Genomic DNA, 17,193 nt, shown 5'->3' on the forward strand with positions numbered 1-17,193 from the left:
CTCCCCGAGGGAGGCTCCAGTCAGTCCGACGAGCGGTTCTGCCCTTTGGGGCCGCGCAGAGCACCGCCATGTGCCGCCTCCTAGTCGTCGGCCGCGTCGAGGTCGCGCGCCTGGCGCGGCAGTTCGCCGGCCAGCGGCGGGGGCAACTCGTCGCCGGCGTGGCGGCGGCGGAACAGCGCCGCGCGCGCCAGCACGATGGTCGTCACCGGCGCGGTGATCGACAGCAGCGCCACCGCCAGCCAGACGTGCAGCGACAGCTCGCCCTCGCGGGTGCTGAAGTGCAGGATCGTCGCCGCGGCCACCAGCCAGGCTGCCAGGGTCGAGGCCAGCGCCGGCGCGTGCATGCGGGCGAAGAAGTCGGGCAGCCGCCACAGCCCCAGCGCCGCGGTCAGCACCACGCCGCCGCTGGCCAGCAGCAGCACGGCGACCAGCAGTTCGGTCCAGACGATGTTCATTCGATGGCCTCGCCGCGCAGCAGGAACTTGGCCAGCGCCACCGAGCCGACGAAGCCGAAGAGCACCATCAGCAGCGCGCCCTCGAAGTACATGCGGCTGTCGTAGCGCACGGCCAGCGTCAGCATCATCAGCATGCCGACGACGTAGATGAAGTCCAGCGCGAGCACGCGGTCCTGCGCGCTCGGGCCGCGCAACAGGCGCGCCAGCCCGAGTGCCATCGCCAGCGCGTACAGCGCCAGCGTCGCGGCCACCGACCACACGAGCAGCGGCGTCATCCGAAAATCTCCTTCAACGGCTGTTCGTAGCGCTGCTTGAAGTACGCCACGAACTCGGCTTCGCCCACCAGGTCGAACACGTGCAGGCGCAGCGCGCTGCGGTCGGGCGCCAGTTCGCACCAGATCGTTCCCGGCACGACGGTGGTGATCATCGCCAGCGCCGCCAGGCCGTGCACGTCGCGCAGCTCCAGCGGCACGACGACGAAGCTGCCGCGCGGCGGCTGGCGGCGCGCGCGGACCACGCCGCGTGCCACGTCCAGCGCCGAGTTCACGACGTCCACGGCGACGATGGCCACCAGGCGCAGCACCACCAGCGGCCGGCGTATCGGCCCGGCGGGCGGGCGCAGCGGCGCCATCAGCAGCGGCATCACCAGCGCCAGCAGCGCGCCCAGCAGCAGCGAACCGGGCGCCAGCGAAGGCCGCAGCAGCAGCCACATGACGAACAGCCCCAGCGACAGCAGCGGGGCGGGCAGCAGGCGTTTCATCGTGCGGCCTCCGGCGTCGGCAGCGGCGCCGGCAGCGGCGTGGCGCGCAGCACGGCGTCGATGTAGAGCGCGGGCGACTGCAGCGCCTGGCTGGTCGCCCGGGTGTACTCGAGCATCGGCTCGCCGAGCACGACCAGCGTGCCCAGCGCGGCCAGCAACGCGGCCACCGGCAGGCCCTCGACCAGGCGCAGCGTCGGCGCCGGCCGGTCGCCCGAGGTCCAGAAGTGGCGGATGCCGATGCGCACCAGCGCCGTCGCGGCCATCAGCCCGGAGAGGATCAGCGTGGCGAAGAAAACCCAGGCCGCGAGGTCCTGGCGCGGCAGCAGCGCCGAGAGCATGGCCAGCTTGCCGACGAAGCCCGACAGCGGCGGCAGCCCCGACAGCGCCAGCCCGCAGATGCCGAAAGCCACGCCGATGAAAGCCAGCGCTGCCGGGATCGCGCGGCCGATCAGCACCTGCTCGTCGTCGTCGAGGTTGACGATGGCCGGCGGCGCGGTGTCGACGAAATCGGGCAGCGCCTCGTCGCCCGAGTCGGCCTGCGGCGGTGCGGTCTCGACCTCGCGTGAACGTTCGAGCAGCTCGACGAGCAGGAACATCGCCGCGCCGGCCAGCGTCGAGCTGGCGAGGTAGTACAGCGCGCCGCCGGCGAGCACCGTCTCGTGCAGACCGATCGCCGCGATCAGCGTGCCCGACGAGGCGATGATGCTGTAGCCGGCCAGCCGCCCCGGCTGCTGCGACGCCAGCATGCCCACCGAGCCGTAGGCCAGCGTCGCGATGCCGCCCCAGGCCAGCAGCTCGGCGCCATAGAACGCCGAGGCGCCGGCGCTGGCGGGGAAACACAGCGTCCACAGCCGCAGCACGCCGTAGACGCCGACCTTGGTGAGGATCGCGAACACCGCCGCCGACGGCGCGCCGGCCGCGGCATAGGCCGGGGGCAGCCAGAAGTTCAGCGGCCACAGCGCCGCCTTGGCCAGGAAGGCCACGCCGAGGATCGACGCGCCGGCCAGCAGCAGGCCGCGGTCGGAGTCGGGCACCAGCGCCAGCTTGCGCGCGATGTCGGCCATGTTCAGCGTGCCGGTCACGCCGTAGAGCACGGCCACGCCGATCAGGAACAGCAGCGAGGCGAACAGGTTGATCGCGATGTAGTGCAGCCCGGCGCGCACGCGTTCGGGGCCGCCGCCGTGCAGCAGCAGCGCGTAGCTGGCCGCCAGCAGCACCTCGAAGAAGACGAAGAGGTTGAACAGGTCGGCCGTCAGGAAGGCGCCGTACAGCCCCATCAGCTGCAGCTGGAAGAGCACGTGGAAATACACCCCGGCGCGGTGCCAGCGCGCCAGCGAGAACAGCAGCGCGGCCAGCGCCACGCTGCCGGCCAGCACCATCATCAGCGCCGACAGCCGGTCGGCCACGAGCACGATGCCGTAGGGCACCGGCCAGTTGCCCGGCAGGTAGACGGCGTAGGCCGAGGGCGCGTCCTGGGCGTGCACGTGCTGCAGCAGCACGATCGCGATCGCCAGGCCGGCGGCGGTGGACAGCGTGTTGAGCACGGACTTGATGCCGCGGCGCTGCTCGCCCAGCAGCAGCATGCCGGCGGCGGTGGCCAGCGGCAGCAGCACCGGGGCGACGATCAGGTCGGCGGCGTTCATCAGCGCTCCTCTTGGCCGTCGACGTGGTCACCACCGGACAGCCCGCGCAGCGCCAGCAGCACGACGAGGAACAGCGCCGTCGTCGCGAAGCCGATGACGATGGCCGTCAGCACCAGCGCCTGCGGCAGCGGGTCGGTGTAGTTCAGCAGGTCGGGCGTGACGCCGGGCGCGACGATGGGCTCGCGGTCCACGGCCAGGCTGCCGACGCTGAAGATGAACAGGTTCACGGCATACGACAGCAGCGACAGGCCGATCAGCACCTGGAAGGTCCGCGGCCGCAGCAGCAGCCACACGCCGGCCCCGCCGAGCACGCCGATGGCGATCGAGACCACGACTTCCATCAGGCCTCCTCCCTCGGCATGCCGGGGCGGCGCTGGGCGCGCAGCGACTGGTGGGCGATGGCCGTCAGCAGCAGCAGCGTCGAGCCGACGACGACGGCGAACACGCCGAGGTCGAACAGCGCCGCGCTCGGCAGGTGCAGCGTGCCGATCCACGGCAGCGTCAGGTGCGCGGTGTGCGTTGTCAGGAACGGGTAGCCGAACCACCACGATCCCAGCCCGGTGGCCAGCGCGACGAGCAGGCCGACGGCGATCCAGCGCGGCGGCTTGAGCGCCATGCGCTCCTCCACCCAGCGTGTGCCCGAGACCATGTACTGGGCGATGAAGGCGATCGACACCACCAGCCCGGCGACGAAACCGCCGCCCGGCTCGTCGTGGCCGCGCAGGAACAGGTGGGCCGCGAAGACGCCGGCCACCGGCAGCAGCAGCCGCACCAGCACCGCCGGCACTTCCAGGTAGCGCTGCGCGGTGCCGCCGCCGTCGGCGTCCTCGGCCAGGTCGCTGGGGCCGTCGGGTGCGACCAGCTGCTGCTGCGTCGGCCGGTGGATCACCTCGCGCGGCGGGCGGAACCGCCGCAGCAGCGCGTAGACCGTGATGCCGACGATGCCCAGCACCGTGATCTCGCCCAGCGTGTCGAAGGCGCGGAAGTCGACCAGCATCACGTTGACGACGTTGGTGCCGCCGCCCAGCGGCTGGGCGTTCTCGAGGTAGTACGGCGAGATGCTGAGCGGCGCGTGGCGCGTCAGCAGCGCGAAGGACAGCGCCGCCAGCCCGGTGCCGATGGCCAGCGCGATGAAGAAGTCGCGCCGGCGGCGCCAGCGTGCGCGGCGGCCGATGTCGGGCCCGTCGGCTTCCAGCCGCTTGGGCAGCCAGCGCAGGCCGAGCAGGAACAGCACGACGGTGACCACCTCCACGGCCAGCTGCGTCAGCGCCAGGTCGGGTGCCGAGAACCAGGCGAAGGTGATGCACAGCGCCAGGCCGACCACGCCGAGCATCGTCAGCGCCGCCAGCCGGTGGTACTTGGCCTGGAAGGCCGCGCCGATGGCGCAGGCGCCGCCGACGGTCCACAGCAGCACGAAGCCCGGTGCCGCCGGGATGCGCGCGCGGTCGCCCCATTCCAGCGGCACGACCAGCGCCGAAGCCAGCCCGGTGAGCCCGGCGGCGGCCACCATCGCCAGCAGCTGCGGCTGCAGCCGCTGCGTGCCGGCCACGCGCAGCACGCGGCGCGACAGGGCCGTCACCCAGGCCAGCGTGCGCTCGAAGACGACGCGGCCGTCGTAGCGCCCGACCAGCGGCGCGCCGCGCCGCGGCCGGCGCTTGAAGGCCTCGGCGTAGGACAGATAAATGATCAGCCCGCCGGCCAGCGCCACCGCGCTCATGATCAGCGGCGTGTTCAGGCCGTGCCAGATCGCCAGGCTGTAGTCGGGCAGCGTGCCGCCGACCACCGGCCGCGCGGCCGTCTCCAGCAGCGGCCCGATGACGATCGCCGGCAGCGTGCCCACCGCGATGCAGGCGAAGACCAGCAGCTCCACCGGCACGCGCATCCAGCGCACCGGCTCGTGCGGCTCGCGCGGCAGGTCGCGTGGTTCGGGGCCGAAGAACACGTCGTGGCCGAAACGCAGCGAATAGACGACCGCGAAGATGCCGGCCAGCGTCGCCGCCACCGGCAGCCCGTAGCGCACCGCCGGGTTGGCGCCGGCGTGCACCGTCTCGGCGAAGAACATCTCCTTGGACAGGAAGCCGTTGAGCAGCGGCACCCCGGCCATCGCCGCGCAGGCGACGATGGCCAGCGTGCCGGTGATCGGCATGCAGCGGTACAGGCCGTCGAGGCGGCGCATGTCGCGCGTGCCGGTCTCGTGGTCGATGATGCCCACCGACATGAACAGCGAGGCCTTGAAGGTCGCGTGGTTCATCATGTGGAACACCGCCGCGACCGCGGCCACCGGGCTGTCCAGCCCGAGCAGCAGCGTCACCAGCCCGAGGTGGCTGATGGTCGAATAGGCCAGCAGCGCCTTCAGGTCGTTCTGGAACATCGCCGCCCAGGCGCCCAGCAGCAGCGTCGCCAGACCGGCGCCGCCGACGATCCAGAACCAGGGCTCGGTGCCCGACAGCACCGGCCACAGCCGCGCCAGCAGGAAGACACCGGCCTTGACCATCGTCGCCGAGTGCAGATAGGCCGACACCGGCGTCGGCGCCGCCATCGCGTGCGGCAGCCAGAAGTGGAACGGGAACTGCGCGCTCTTGGTCAGCGCGCCGGCCAGCACCAGCACGAGGATCCACGGGTACAGCGCGTGACCGCGCACCGTGTCGCCGGCGGCCAGCACCGCGTCGAGCTCGTAGCTGCCGACCACGTGGCCCAGCAGCAGCACGCCGGCCAGCAGCGCCAGGCCGCCGGTGGCGGTGACGGTGAAGGCCATGCGTGCGCCGCGGCGCGCGTCGCGGCGGTGGGTCCAGTAGCCGATCAGCAGGAAGGAGAAGACGCTGGTCAGCTCCCAGAACACCACCATCTGCAGCAGGTTGCCCGAGACCACGACGCCCAGCATCGCGCCCATGAAACCCAGCAGCAGCGAATAAAAGCGCGCCGCCGGGTCCTCGGGCGACAGGTAGTAGCGCGCGTAGAGGATGACCAGCAGCCCCATGCCCGCGACCAGCATCGCGAACATCCAGGCGAAGCCGTCCAGGCGCACGACGATGTCCAGCCCCAGGCTGGGCAGCCAGGCCAGGCGTTCGACGACCACGCCGCCGGCGGCGACTTCGGGGTACAGCAGCGCCAGCGGCAGCGCGACCGCCAGCGCGACCAGCGCCGCCCAGAGCGAGTCGAGGTTGCGCGCGTTCGTCGGCAACAGCGCGGCCACCGCGCTGCCGAGGAACGGCAATACGAGCAGGATCAGCAGGGACATCGGGGCCCGAGTCTAGGGGCGAAGTGCCCGCGATCTGCGGTCGACGCCGGAAAACGGCCCGGATTCAAGGACTTGCGAGAAGTTCCGCGACTCCACATGAATGCCGTTGGGCCTTGACGGAGCGCAGATGCAAACCCCCATCGGCCCGGGACCCAGGGCCTGGTTTCGCAGAATGAAGCCGGCCCCGTCGCGTGGAGCGGGGCGCCACCGAGGACGAGCGCATGCACCCGACCGCCCCCGTGATTGCCGCCACCGACTTCTCGCCGCAGGCCCGCCAGGCCGCCGAACGTGCCGCGCGGCTGGCGCACGAGAACGGCGCGCCGCTGGCCCTGGTGCACGTGCTGCCCGGCGACACGCTGGAGGCCTTGCGGGCCTGGCTGGGCAGCGACACCGCGCCCGAGCGGGCGATGCACGACGAGGCGCGCGCCGCGCTGGCCATCCAGGCGGCCGATCTGAAGGCTCGCCGCCACGTCGAGCCGGCCGTGGTGTGCCGCAGCGGCCCGGTGCTCGACGAGATCCTGCGCGAGGCCGAGGCGCGCGACGCCAGCCTGCTGGTGCTGGGCGCACGCGGCAGCGGCTTCCTGCGCCGCCTGGTGCTGGGCAGCACCGCCGAGCGGCTGATGCGGCGCAGCGCCAAGCCGCTGCTCGTCGTGCGCCAGGCGCCGCACGAGCCCTACCGGCGTGTGCTCGTCGCGGTCGACTTCTCGCCCTGGTCCAAGGCGGCCGTGGCGCTGGCGCACCGCGTCGCGCCGCATGCGCAGCTGGTGCTGATGGCGGCGTTCGAGGTGCCGTTCGGCGAGAAGCTGCGTTATGCCGGCGTCGACGACGCCACCGTCGAGCGTTACCGCGAGGCGGCGCGGCAGGAGGCCACGCGCCGCGTGCACGCGCTGGCCGAGGACTGCGGACTGCGCGCCGCGCAGTGGACGCCGCGGGTGCTGGAAGGCGACGCCTCGCTGCGCATCGTCGAGCAGGAGGCCGAGCTGGGCTGCGACCTCGTCGTGCTCGGCAAACACGGCCGTTCGGCCAGCGTCGACCTGCTGCTGGGCAGCACGACGCGGCACGTGCTGGCCGAAGGCAGTGCGGACGTGCTGGTGTCGACGGTGCGCGATTGAACGTGGTGGCCGGGCTGCGTTGTCCAGATGTTCACGCCAAATCTCGCAAAATAATCCGCGACAACTTGCGATATTCATAGGTGAAATGGATCGCCTAGAATCTCGCAGATGAAGTCGCAGAAGATCGCCTGCTACGAGGCGCCGCAGCACTTCGAGCCGCTGATGCCGGGGGCTTTGAAGCTGGAGCCGCTGCTCGAGCTGGCGGGGGATCTGGTACGCGAGTCCGCCTCCCTTGGTGCTGCTGCAGCGCCAGCGGCGCGCAGCGAACTGCGGGCGCTGCTGCGCAGCATGAATTCGTACTACACGAACCGCATCGAAGGCGAGCACACCCGCCCGTCGGACATCGAGCGTGCGCTGCAACAGGACTACGCCGGCGACGCCGACACCGCGCGCCGCCAGCGCCTGGCCGTGGCCCACATCGAGACCGAGCAGCAGTGCGAAGAGCGGCTCGACGGCATGCTGGCCGAAAACCGTGACGCCGTTCCTCGCTGGCTGTATTCGGCCGAGTGTGTTCAGTGGCTGCACGAGAGCCTGTTCTCCGGGCTGGGCGAACAAGACCTGCGGCTGGCCGACGGCTCGCTGCTGGTCCCCGGCCGCTTCCGCGAACGCCAGGTCACCGTGGGACGGCACGAAGCGCCGCTGCACACCGCGCTGGACGCCTTCGTGAGCCGCTGGGCGCAGCTCTACGGCAGCGTGCGCCGCGGCGAAGCCAGCGTCGTCGCCGCCATGGCCTCGCATCACCGTCTGGCCTGGGTCCACCCGTTCGCCGACGGCAACGGCCGCGTCTGCCGTCTGCACACCCATCTGGTGCTGCACGCCGCCGGGCTGACACACGGCTTGTGGTCGCCGCTGCGCGGCTTTGCACGCAGCCAGGTCCGCTACAAACAACTGCTGCAGGCCGCCGACGAGCACCGCCAAGGTGACCTGGATGGGCGCGGCAACCTCACCGAAGCCGGCTTCGTCGACTGGATTGGCTACGCGCTGGAGACCTGCCTGGACCAGGCGCGTTTCATGCGCCAGATGCTGGACGTCGCCGACATCCAGGGCCGCATCGACGCCGCGCTGAGCTTCGAGCAGTCGGCGCGCCAGTCCGGTGTGCGGCGCGAGGCGCTGCGGCCTCTGCATTACCTGTTCGCCACCCAGACCGAACTGGCGCGTGCCGACTTCAAGGCGATGACGGGTCTGGGCGATCGGCTGGCGACCGGGCTCGTGTCGTCCTTGATCGCTCGCGGCTTCCTGCGCTCCGATACGCCGTACGGCAAGCTGCGCTTCGCCGTCCCGCAGCACGCGCTGCGTTTCTACTTCCCGAACCTCTGGCCGGAAGCCGAAGCCGAGGTCTGAGCGGGTTGCTTCCGGTTTGCGCCAACCCGGGGCGCGCATGACCTTGCTCAAGCTAGAGTCGGCGTTTTCGTCCGACTCCGAGAGCGCATGAGCACGACCGAACTGCCGCCCATCCCCGCCTGGACCGCCGTTGCCGGCTATGGCGACATCGTCTACGAGAAGTGCGACGAGGGCATCGCCAAGATCACGATCAACCGCCCCGAGGTGCGCAATGCCTTCCGCCCGGAGACGGTGCAGGAGATGGAACGCGCCTTCGCCGATGCACGCGACGACGAGAACGTCGGCGTCATCATCCTCACCGGCGCCGGCAAGGACGCTTTCTGCTCGGGCGGCGACCAGCGTGTGCGCGGCCACGGCGGTTACGTCGGCGGCGACGGCGTGCCGCGCCTGAACGTGCTGGACCTGCAGCGCCAGATCCGCACCCTGCCCAAGCCCGTCGTCGCGATGGTCGCCGGCTACGCGATCGGCGGCGGCCACGTGCTGCACATGATCTGCGACCTGACGATCGCCGCCGACAACGCACGTTTCGGCCAGACCGGCCCGCGTGTCGGCAGCTTCGACGGCGGCTACGGCGCCAGCTACATGGCGCGCATCGTCGGCCAGAAGAAGGCGCGCGAGATCTGGTTCCTGTGCCGCCAGTACGGCGCGCAAGAGGCGCTGGACATGGGCCTCGTCAACTGCGTCGTGCCTTACGAGCGGCTGGAAGAAGAGACCGTGCAGTGGTGCCGCGAGATGCTGGCCAACAGCCCGATCGCGCTGCGCTGCCTGAAGGCGGCGCTGAACGCCGACTGCGACGGCCAGGCCGGGCTGCAGGAGCTGGCCGGCAACGCCACGCTGCTGTACTACCTCTCCGAAGAAGGCAAGGAAGGCAAGAACGCCTTCCTGGAAAAGCGCAAGCCGGACTTCCGCAAGTTCCCGCGCCTGCCGTGAGCGGCGCCGACGACGGCGCGCTGTCCATCCGCGCCGCCGCACGCGAGGCCGGCGCCGCGCCGGCCGTCGTCGCCGAGGACGGCCGCACCTGGACCTGGGCCGAACTGGCCGCCGCGGCCGAGCCGCGCGTCGCCGCGCTGAGTGGCCGGCGCGACGCGGTGCCGGTGGTCGGCCACAACGCGCTGGCCACCGTCGTCGAACTGCTGGCCTTGCTGGAAGCCGGCGTGCCGGCGCTGCTGCTGCACCCGCGTGCGACGGCCGCCGAACACGCGGCCGAGATCGCCGCCTGCGAAGCCGCCGGCGCCTTGCCGGCCGACGCCGCGGCGGTGATCTTCACCTCCGGCACCACCGGCCGTTCGCGCGGCGCGGTGCTGACACGCGCCGCCTTCCGCGCGTCGGCCGCCGCGCACGCCGCCAACGTCGGGTGGCAGGCCGGTGACCGCTGGCTGCTGGCGATGCCGCTGGCGCGGGTCGGCGGGCTGTCGATCCTGACGCGCTGCATGGCGGCCCGCGCGACGCTGGTGCTGGCGCCGCGTTTCGACGCCGCGCGGCTGCCGGGCTTGATCGAACACGAGCGCATCACGCTGGCGTCGCTGGTGCCGACGATGCTGGCGCTGACGCTGGACGCGCACCCGGGCTGGGTGGCGCCGTCGTATTTCCGCACCTTGCTGCTGGGCGGCTCGGCGGCGTCGCCGCGGCTCTTCGCCCGGGCGCGTGCGGCGCGGCTGCCGGTCGTCGTGACCTACGGCTGCACCGAGACCTGCTCGCAGATCGTCGCCACGCCGTACGAGGCGCGTTTCGACGCCGAACCCTGGGGCTGCGGCACCGTGCTGCCCGGCGCCGAACTGCGCGCCGACGGCGAGCGCCTGCAGGTGCGCGGCGCGATGCGCATGCACGGCTACCTGGGCGAGCCGGCGCTGGACCCCGAGGCCTGGTTCGACACCGGCGACCACGGCCGCATCCACGCCGACGGCCATGTCGAACTCTTCGGCCGCCGCCACGACCTGATCGTCACCGGCGGCGAGAACGTCTACCCGGCCGAGGTGGAGCGTGTGCTGGAAGCGCTGCCCGGCATCGCCGCCGCTGCGGTCTTCGGCGTGGCCGACGAAACCTGGGGCCAGACCGTCGCCGCCGCGCTGGTGGCCGACGGCACGCCGCCGCCCGACGCGACGATCGTCGACCACCTGGCCACGCACCTGGCACGCCACAAGCGGCCACGGGCGGTGGTCTGGGTCGATGCGCTGCCGGTCACGGCGGCGGGCAAGCCGGATCGGGGGGCGCTGGGGGCGAGGGTGGGGGAGTTGCGGGGGGTGAAGGCTTGATGCGCGCTTCGGCGGCCGGGCTGTGCACCACGCTCAGCTTGCCGGCCTTCATTTCGCTGATCGACTGCAGCAGATCCGCGCCGAGGTCGCGGCCGGCTTCGTAGCCGGCGAGTTCTTTCGGGGACAACGGCTTGGTCTTCGAGGGCACGGCGGATCTCCTTGAGTACGGCGGCGGAGAGCTTGTCGGTCTTGGCTTTGGCGTAGAGCGTCAGCAGCACCTCGGCGCCGGCTTTGGGGACGCGAACTCACTGCGTTCAGCCTCCATCCAGTACACGGGCCACTGCTTCTGGAGCGGCGGCGTCTCGACGACGGTGAACATGCGGTGACTCTACGCCCCGGACGTAGGGTTCTAGGCTGTGTCTGCAGGCTGTCAGCCGCGAACGGGCGCTTGCCCTGGGACGTTCGGCAGTGGGACCATTCCTTGGCGAACTGCCGCGGAGTCCGGGCTTGCAGCGATTGGAGAGGGACCTTGGCGATGAACGTCGACCACTACACCTGGCGCGTCACCTGGTCCACCGAGGATGGCGAACACGTCGGTCTGTGCGCCGAGTTCCCGTCGCTGTCGTGGCTGGCCGCTTCGCCCGAGGAGGCGCTGGCCGGCATCCGCGCCGTGGTGGCCGACTGCGTGAAGGACATGCTGGCCAACGCCGAACCGGTGCCCGAGCCGATCGCCGACCGGCGCTACAGCGGCGAGTTCAAGGTCCGCATCCCGCCGCAACGGCATCGGCAACTGGTCATCGAGGCGGCCGAGCAACGGGTCAGCCTGAACCGGTTGGTGAGCACCAAGCTCGCCGCCTGACGCGCGGCTGTCGCGCTGGGGTGTGGCCGGTCGGCCAGATGCCCGGTGTTCGTTTCTTCTGCGGCCGGGAGGCGCCACGCGCGCCACCGCCCCCGGCGTGCCCCGGCCGCCGGGTGGCCGGTTCCGTTCATGTCCCCCGGGCGGGCTGCGCCCGCCCTCCTCCTTTACTTCACTCCACCGGCCACCCGACGACCGGGGCAGGGAGTGGCCGCTTCCAGCCAGCCCTCGGGAAGGCTGGGGTCAGGTCTTGCCTTTTGCACGCCACTTCGGCCGCAGGAGGGTTGGCCTCGCGAGAACGGCCCGCGTTCGCGGCCTGTGTTGCAAAAGGCAAGACCTGACTCCACCTCCCGGGTCGACGCGCTGCCGGTCACGGCGGCGGGCAAGCCGGATCGGGGGGCGCTGGGGGCGAGGAGCGCGGACCTGCGGGGCTTGAAGGTCTGAACGCCCGCGACGGCCGGAAGCAGCGGCGCTACTGCCCCGCGACGTCCAGCAGCGCCTTCGGATTTGTCCGCGCGATGGCCAGCAGCGTGCGCACCGAGACGCCGAGCAGCGCCGCGAACTGGCTTTGCGACAGGCCCGTCTTCTGGCGCGCTTCGGTGGCCGGGCTGTGCACCACGCTCAGCTTGCCCGCCTTCATCTCGCGGATCGACTGCAACAGTTCCGCGCCCCGGTCGCGGTCGGCCTCGTTGGCGGCGAGTTCCTTGGGGGACAGCGGTTCAGTCTTCGAGGGCACGGCAGCTCTCCTTGAGTACGGCGGAAGACCTGACCCCCGACACCCAGCCTGCATCAATCACTTGGGAGGAGTCTATTGAGAGGGGATGCCGCCAAACTCCGGAAACTTTGATAGGTATGTCCTCAGGCCAACGTTGCCATTGAGAATGTCCGATTCCTTGAATATCGCTTCATAGTCTGCTATGTCAATCGGGTCCTTTCGTGACTCAGGCCAAGCAGCAAAGCCATAAATAACTACCGCGGACTTTGGTTCAATCGGTCCGGCATCAAAGTACGAAGCGTTGACGATGCGTTGTTTCAGCAGAGACAGATAAAACTCGTGTCTCCAGTGCTCCTCGTGCTCAGCGCACAGGCGGCGATAGAGAGGTGTCTTGAGCCTCGCTCGCAAGTCCTTGTATGACTCAAGATGCCTAGCACACGTAAGCCAGTTCAGCCTGTCTGGCGCGGGTCTCTGATCATCTTGTCGGATCGCATGCAATGACTTGTACGCGCGCTCCAGTGCAAGCACAGCTTCAGAGAAGACAGCAGTGTCGTGAGTGTTGCGCCAGGGGATGTATATCGCCAAGACGGCGACAACGGCCGACACGAATGAGATCGCGGCTCCAGCTACTGCGACTTGATCGACGGGCGAGGTCATAGGTGATTCCTGTGCCGCCTAACGAACGAAAGGGGGTGCCCATAGCGTCCCACCCGCCCGAGGTTATCCCTCACGCAAGGCCGGCCATCTAGTACTACGATTGGGTTGCGAAATCTCATCTTCCACCCGGCTGACGGGAAGGCTGGGGGGCAGATCTTGCCTTTTGAACGTCACCTGGGTCGCTGGAGGGTTAGCCTCGCGAGAGCGGCCCGCGTTCGCGGTCTGTGCTGCAAAAGGCAAGACCTGACCCCCGATCCCCCTGGTTTTTCTTTTGGCGAGGTGCTCGGCGAGATGGTGTGAATGCCAAATTGCGGAGTTTGCACCAGAGTAAAGGCTCTCGCGTTCATGCGGCGCGAAGAGAGTCGCTAGCGACATACGGTGTGTCCTGTGATGCCTGACGTGTGGCTCGCAAGGCGCAGCGGCTCGGCATGTCGCTCGTACCGGTCACGCCTGACTCAGCCACCGACTAGAAACTCCGCCTGCATCAATCACTTGGGGGGTCTTGAGAGGCGTCACCAAGTGAGCTCACCGTTTGCGTCCTGCGTGAGCAAAACCTTGCCGGCCGCAATGACTGAGCCATACCATTGAAGCGCAATTGCCATCGTGGTTGCAAAGTGTAGTTCATTCTCTCCGGTCACCCTTTGCCCGATACGCTGCGCAGTAGCTGTCAACGCTTGACTAGCATCGCGTGATTCGTTGGTGGTAAAGATCTGAGAGTATTCATCAAGTCGCTTCATCAGCAGTGGGCCGACCAGCGACTTCAGTTCAGCAGGGCTGTACTCTCGCTTCATGCCCTCCATGAACAATTCAAATGCGTAAGACCCGGCCTTCTCGTGCTTGTCTTTCGGAAGCGCGTGAAATACTCGTTCGACCATCCAGAAGGTGGCGACTGAAGATTCCAGTAGATTGACAGCTTCGAGATGAAAGCACTCTTGGATGTCAATCTCAAGTGCTGCATCTAGAAGTGCTGCGACCGCCGGTTGGTAACTGGGAGGATCCTTCTTCTTGAATGGCCACATACGAAGACCTGTGAAAGTGACGCCTAACCTTGTTATATGCGGCGCCCGAACGTCGCGTATAACATCCAACGCTCGGGTAACAGGCGCCCCCGGGCTGAGACTCAAGCCCTTTTCGCGCTTGAGATTCCAGTTGCTGAGCACTCAGTTCCACAGGCGTAAAAAGACGCCGAAAGCGGCGCCAGTCGCGCACGATTCTGCGCCGCGTGATCGTGTCCGCCAATCCCTCCGCCCGCCTTCGGGGGGAGGTCGGTCATACTGAGCGGACAGAGCCGCCCCGCCCTGCCGCGGGCGCCGGGTGGCCGGTGGAGTGAAGTAAAGGAGGAGGGCGGGCGCAGCCCGCCCGGGGGACATGAACGGAACCGGCCACCCGGTGACCGTGGCACGCTACGGCGGTGGCACGCGCGGCGGTCCACCCGTCAATGGAGCCCAGAAGGGCTAACGGCGACTCCGGCGGCTTCAGCCGCTATGGGTGCCGGCTGTCTGTCGGAGGTAGGTGGTGCCGAGGCTGTCCCAGTCCGGCAAGCGGTGCTTCTTGCGACCGTAGCCGTAGTACGCGCTCATCACCAGGCCGAAGACGACACCCGCGATGGCGCTCGAACCCAAGGCGGCCATCGGGGACATGCCTGCGCTGTGCCACACCAGCAGCCACATCAGTGCTCCCCAGCCGATGGCGAAAAACGAACCGGCGAATACGGCCGTGGCGCCGAAACTGGCGAAGTGCGGTGGACGAACCTGAAACCCCAGGCGCCACAAGAGGCGCAGTAGCGGCGGGCGGTAGTTGGATTCGGTGATTCCCGTCGCCTTGAGAAGGCGAAGTGCTGTCTCACGCTTGGCTTCGAAATCGCTCACGGATCCTCCGTACGTTGCGCCTGGACCTTGTCGACGGTGCCGCGCAGGGGCCAGTTTGATTCTGCCCTCGGACGCCCGCTACTCGACACCCTCGTTCAACAGCACGTAATGCTGATGATCTTCCCAGACGCCGTTGATCTTCAGATATTTCCGGCTGCTGCCTTCCAGTTCGAACCCGAGCCGTTCCAGCACCCGCTTCGACGCCAGATTGCGCGGCATCACGTTCGCTTCGATGCGATGCAGCTGGAGTGACTCGAACACCCACCGGATCGCTACCCTCAGCCCTTCCTGCATCAGCCCCTGGCCCTCGTTGCCCTGGCTCGAGCGATAACCCAGGAAGCACGACAGGAAGCAGCCGTAGACGATGTTCGAGAAACCGATGGTGCCGATGACCTCCGTGCTCCCCTGCCGCGTGAGGTACAAGTTGACGCCCGTGCGCGCGCGGAACTGTTCCTGCTGCGTCTCGACCATCTTCGAAGTCGTCGGCAGATCGTAGTAATCGTCCGACCGTCTCGGCTCCCAGCGAGCCAAGAACGCCCAGTTGGCAACGAAGTACTGTCGAACCGCCTCGGCGGAGACCTCCTCCGGCGTCAGCAGATTCAAGCGCGCGGTTTCGATCGGCATCGGCTCACTCCAACGAATCTCTCAACCGAGGCATCGGGTGTCGCCGTGCATCCGCCTCGGTGCCGAGGAAGTTCAGAAGAACGTCCTCACCCCACCCGTCACCCGATACCCGTCGTCGACCGTGTAGAGCAGCCCCCAGCGGTCGAAGGTCGTGCACGGATGGCCGACGCCGAAACCGACCAGATCGCCGACGCGCCACGGCATCGCGCCGTCGGCCGCGTCCACCCACGCGTGCTGATCCGACAGCGCCACGGTCTTCAGGCCGTCAGGCACCGCCCGCGGCGCCGCCTCCCCAGCCCGCCACCAGCCCACCGGCTGCGGCAGCATCAGGTCGTGCGACAGATCGCGTTTGCCGGCGGCGCAGATCGCGCGGCCGGGTTCGGGCACCGACTGCACGACGGTCCAGACCTCCAGCGCGTTGCGCAGCCCCGGGCCGCGGTCCCAGGCCGCGCCGGCGCGCTGGCGCAGCCGGGCCTGCATGCGCTCGTAGTGCAGCGCGTCGTGCGACAGGTAGCAGCCGCTGCGCAGCACCGGGCGCACCGCCGGGCCGCCCGGGCGCGCGGCCACCGCCGCCAGTACCTGCGCCGCCAGGTCGAAGAACTGCGAGCCGCCGGCCGAGACGATCAGCTCGCCCGGCGCGAACCAGTCTTCGGCGACGCCGGCCGCGGCGATGTCGCCGATCTGCTCGATCAGCGTCAGCGCCGCCAGTTCGACCGCGGCTTCGCCGTCGCCCGGCACGACGCCTTCGTAGGCTTCGATGCCACGCAGCACGACAGCCGGCGCGGCGGCGCGGATCGCACGGCCCAGCGCCAGCGCGGCGTCGCGCCCGCGCACGCCGGTGCGCGCGCCCGGCGCGCCCAGTTCCAGCAGCAGCTGCAGCGGCCGGCCGATCGGCCGGCGCGCCAGCCCGGCCAGCAGCTCGGCCAGCGCGGCTTCGGAGTCGACCAGCGTGTAGAAGTCGAACGCCGGGTCGGCCACCAGCTCTGCCAGCACCAGGTCGACGTTGGCCGCGCCGACCAGCTGGTTCGCCAGCAGCACCCGCGGCACGCCGAAGCGGCGGTAGGTCCGCACGTGGGCCGCGGTGGCGGCGGTGATGCCCCAGGCGCCGTCGGCGAGCTGGCGCTCGAAGAGCTGCGGCGCCATCGTCGTCTTGCCGTGCGGGCACAGGCTGACGCCGGCGCGGGCGCAGAAGTCGCGCATCCAGGCGCTGTTGTGCGCCAGCGCCGAATCCTTCAGCACGGCCACCGGGAACGGCAGCTCGCCGCCCGTCAGCGTCAGGCCCAGCGAGCCGAGGTCGGCCAGCGGCCGGCCCACCGCGCGGGCGGCCAGGCCTTTGGTCGTGGCGGGCAGCGCTTCGGCCAGCAGGGCGGCTAGGTCCAGCGCCATCGGCGGCTCCTTCAGCCGGCGGCCTGGATCGCTGCGCGGTGGCCGTCGAACTCGACGACGTCGCCGGCGCGCAGCTTGCGCCCGCGGCGCGTCTCGGCCTCGCCGTTGACCACGGCGCGGCCGTCGGCGATGGCGGCCTTGGCGTCGCCGCCGCTGGAAGCCCAGCCGGTGGCCTTGAGCAGCGCGTCCAGCGTGATGTAGTCGCCGCGCAGGGCGAAGTCGGTCGTGTCCATCGCGCCGATTGTCCCCTGCGGCGCCCTGAGACAATGCGCCCCCGCCGTCGCCCGACGGCCGGCGCGCGCGGCCGCGCCTCCTCGATCCGCCTGTTCGCCCCGCCCGCGGGGCC

The 17,193-nt window shown here is 69.8% G+C and carries 18 protein-coding genes; 5 read left to right on the forward strand and 13 right to left on the reverse strand.

Annotated features, from left to right (window positions below; all coding sequences use genetic code 11):
• Positions 1–80: 80 nt before the first annotated feature.
• The 6 genes from mnhG to EV684_RS13850 are packed head-to-tail and all read right to left on the reverse strand — an operon-like array spanning position 81 to position 6,096.
• Positions 81–455, reverse strand: coding sequence for a monovalent cation/H(+) antiporter subunit G (mnhG, locus tag EV684_RS13825; RefSeq protein ID WP_132647866.1), 375 nt, complete (start codon positions 453–455; stop codon positions 81–83).
• Entirely contained in the window at positions 452–730 is a 279-nt protein-coding gene (locus tag EV684_RS13830) for a K+/H+ antiporter subunit F (RefSeq protein WP_132647867.1), read from the reverse strand. Before EV684_RS13830 ends, mnhG begins: the two co-directional genes overlap by 4 nt.
• Complete coding sequence (locus EV684_RS13835) at positions 727–1,215, reverse strand: Na+/H+ antiporter subunit E (protein WP_132647868.1); 489 nt, start codon at positions 1,213–1,215, stop codon at positions 727–729. Before EV684_RS13835 ends, EV684_RS13830 begins: the two co-directional genes overlap by 4 nt.
• Positions 1,212–2,858, reverse strand: a complete 1,647-nt coding sequence (locus EV684_RS13840) for a monovalent cation/H+ antiporter subunit D (RefSeq protein ID WP_132647869.1) — start codon at positions 2,856–2,858, stop codon at positions 1,212–1,214. The genes EV684_RS13835 and EV684_RS13840 overlap by 4 nt, the downstream gene beginning before the upstream one ends.
• Complete coding sequence (locus EV684_RS13845; protein ID WP_132647870.1) at positions 2,858–3,199, reverse strand: Na+/H+ antiporter subunit C; 342 nt, start codon at positions 3,197–3,199, stop codon at positions 2,858–2,860. The genes EV684_RS13840 and EV684_RS13845 overlap by 1 nt, the downstream gene beginning before the upstream one ends.
• On the reverse strand, positions 3,199–6,096 hold the full coding sequence (locus tag EV684_RS13850; protein WP_132647871.1) for a monovalent cation/H+ antiporter subunit A: 2,898 nt from the start codon (positions 6,094–6,096) through the stop codon (positions 3,199–3,201). Before EV684_RS13850 ends, EV684_RS13845 begins: the two co-directional genes overlap by 1 nt.
• Positions 6,097–6,317: 221 nt before the next feature.
• Between EV684_RS13850 and EV684_RS13855 the strand changes: the two genes are divergently transcribed.
• The 5 genes from EV684_RS13855 to EV684_RS13880 all read left to right on the forward strand — a co-directional run bounded on the left by EV684_RS13855 (position 6,318) and on the right by EV684_RS13880 (position 11,600).
• On the forward strand, positions 6,318–7,208 hold the full coding sequence (locus EV684_RS13855; protein ID WP_132647872.1) for a universal stress protein: 891 nt from the start codon (positions 6,318–6,320) through the stop codon (positions 7,206–7,208).
• A 108-nt stretch (positions 7,209–7,316) separates the two neighbouring features.
• Positions 7,317–8,549 carry a Fic family protein gene (locus EV684_RS13860; protein ID WP_132647873.1) on the forward strand — a complete coding sequence of 411 codons (1,233 nt, stop codon included), beginning with the start codon at positions 7,317–7,319 and terminating at the stop codon, positions 8,547–8,549.
• 87 nt (positions 8,550–8,636) lie between these two features.
• A complete protein-coding gene (menB, locus tag EV684_RS13865) occupies positions 8,637–9,479 on the forward strand; it encodes a 1,4-dihydroxy-2-naphthoyl-CoA synthase (RefSeq protein ID WP_132647874.1) in 843 nt (280 codons plus the stop codon).
• Positions 9,476–10,801 carry a class I adenylate-forming enzyme family protein gene (locus EV684_RS13870; RefSeq protein ID WP_132647875.1) on the forward strand — a complete coding sequence of 442 codons (1,326 nt, stop codon included), beginning with the start codon at positions 9,476–9,478 and terminating at the stop codon, positions 10,799–10,801. Before menB ends, EV684_RS13870 begins: the two co-directional genes overlap by 4 nt.
• Positions 10,802–11,276: 475 nt before the next feature.
• On the forward strand, positions 11,277–11,600 hold the full coding sequence (locus tag EV684_RS13880) for a type II toxin-antitoxin system HicB family antitoxin (protein ID WP_132647876.1): 324 nt from the start codon (positions 11,277–11,279) through the stop codon (positions 11,598–11,600).
• Between the two features lie 469 nt (positions 11,601–12,069).
• Here EV684_RS13880 and EV684_RS13885 read toward each other — a convergent pair whose 3' ends face one another.
• From EV684_RS13885 to EV684_RS13915, 7 genes are all read right to left on the reverse strand, one after another.
• Positions 12,070–12,333 carry a helix-turn-helix domain-containing protein gene (locus EV684_RS13885; RefSeq protein ID WP_132647877.1) on the reverse strand — a complete coding sequence of 88 codons (264 nt, stop codon included), beginning with the start codon at positions 12,331–12,333 and terminating at the stop codon, positions 12,070–12,072.
• 72 nt (positions 12,334–12,405) lie between these two features.
• On the reverse strand, positions 12,406–12,969 hold the full coding sequence (locus EV684_RS13890; protein ID WP_132647878.1) for a hypothetical protein: 564 nt from the start codon (positions 12,967–12,969) through the stop codon (positions 12,406–12,408).
• A gap of 512 nt (positions 12,970–13,481) precedes the next feature.
• Positions 13,482–14,129, reverse strand: a complete 648-nt coding sequence (locus EV684_RS13895; protein WP_207896858.1) for a hypothetical protein — start codon at positions 14,127–14,129, stop codon at positions 13,482–13,484.
• Between the two features lie 315 nt (positions 14,130–14,444).
• Complete coding sequence (locus EV684_RS13900; protein ID WP_132647880.1) at positions 14,445–14,837, reverse strand: DUF6404 family protein; 393 nt, start codon at positions 14,835–14,837, stop codon at positions 14,445–14,447.
• A 78-nt stretch (positions 14,838–14,915) separates the two neighbouring features.
• Entirely contained in the window at positions 14,916–15,461 is a 546-nt protein-coding gene (locus tag EV684_RS13905) for a GNAT family N-acetyltransferase (RefSeq protein WP_132647881.1), read from the reverse strand.
• Positions 15,462–15,533: 72 nt separating this feature from the next.
• A complete protein-coding gene (locus EV684_RS13910; RefSeq protein WP_132647882.1) occupies positions 15,534–16,847 on the reverse strand; it encodes a type III PLP-dependent enzyme domain-containing protein in 1,314 nt (437 codons plus the stop codon).
• Positions 16,848–16,858: 11 nt separating this feature from the next.
• The gene (locus EV684_RS13915) at positions 16,859–17,080 is read right to left on the reverse strand and encodes an RNA-binding S4 domain-containing protein (protein WP_009857838.1); all 222 of its coding nucleotides are present in this window, start codon (positions 17,078–17,080) and stop codon (positions 16,859–16,861) included.
• Positions 17,081–17,193: the final 113 nt, after the last annotated feature.

This window comes from Rubrivivax gelatinosus (assembly GCF_004340905.1).
Lineage (GTDB): Bacteria > Pseudomonadota > Gammaproteobacteria > Burkholderiales > Burkholderiaceae_C > Rubrivivax > Rubrivivax gelatinosus.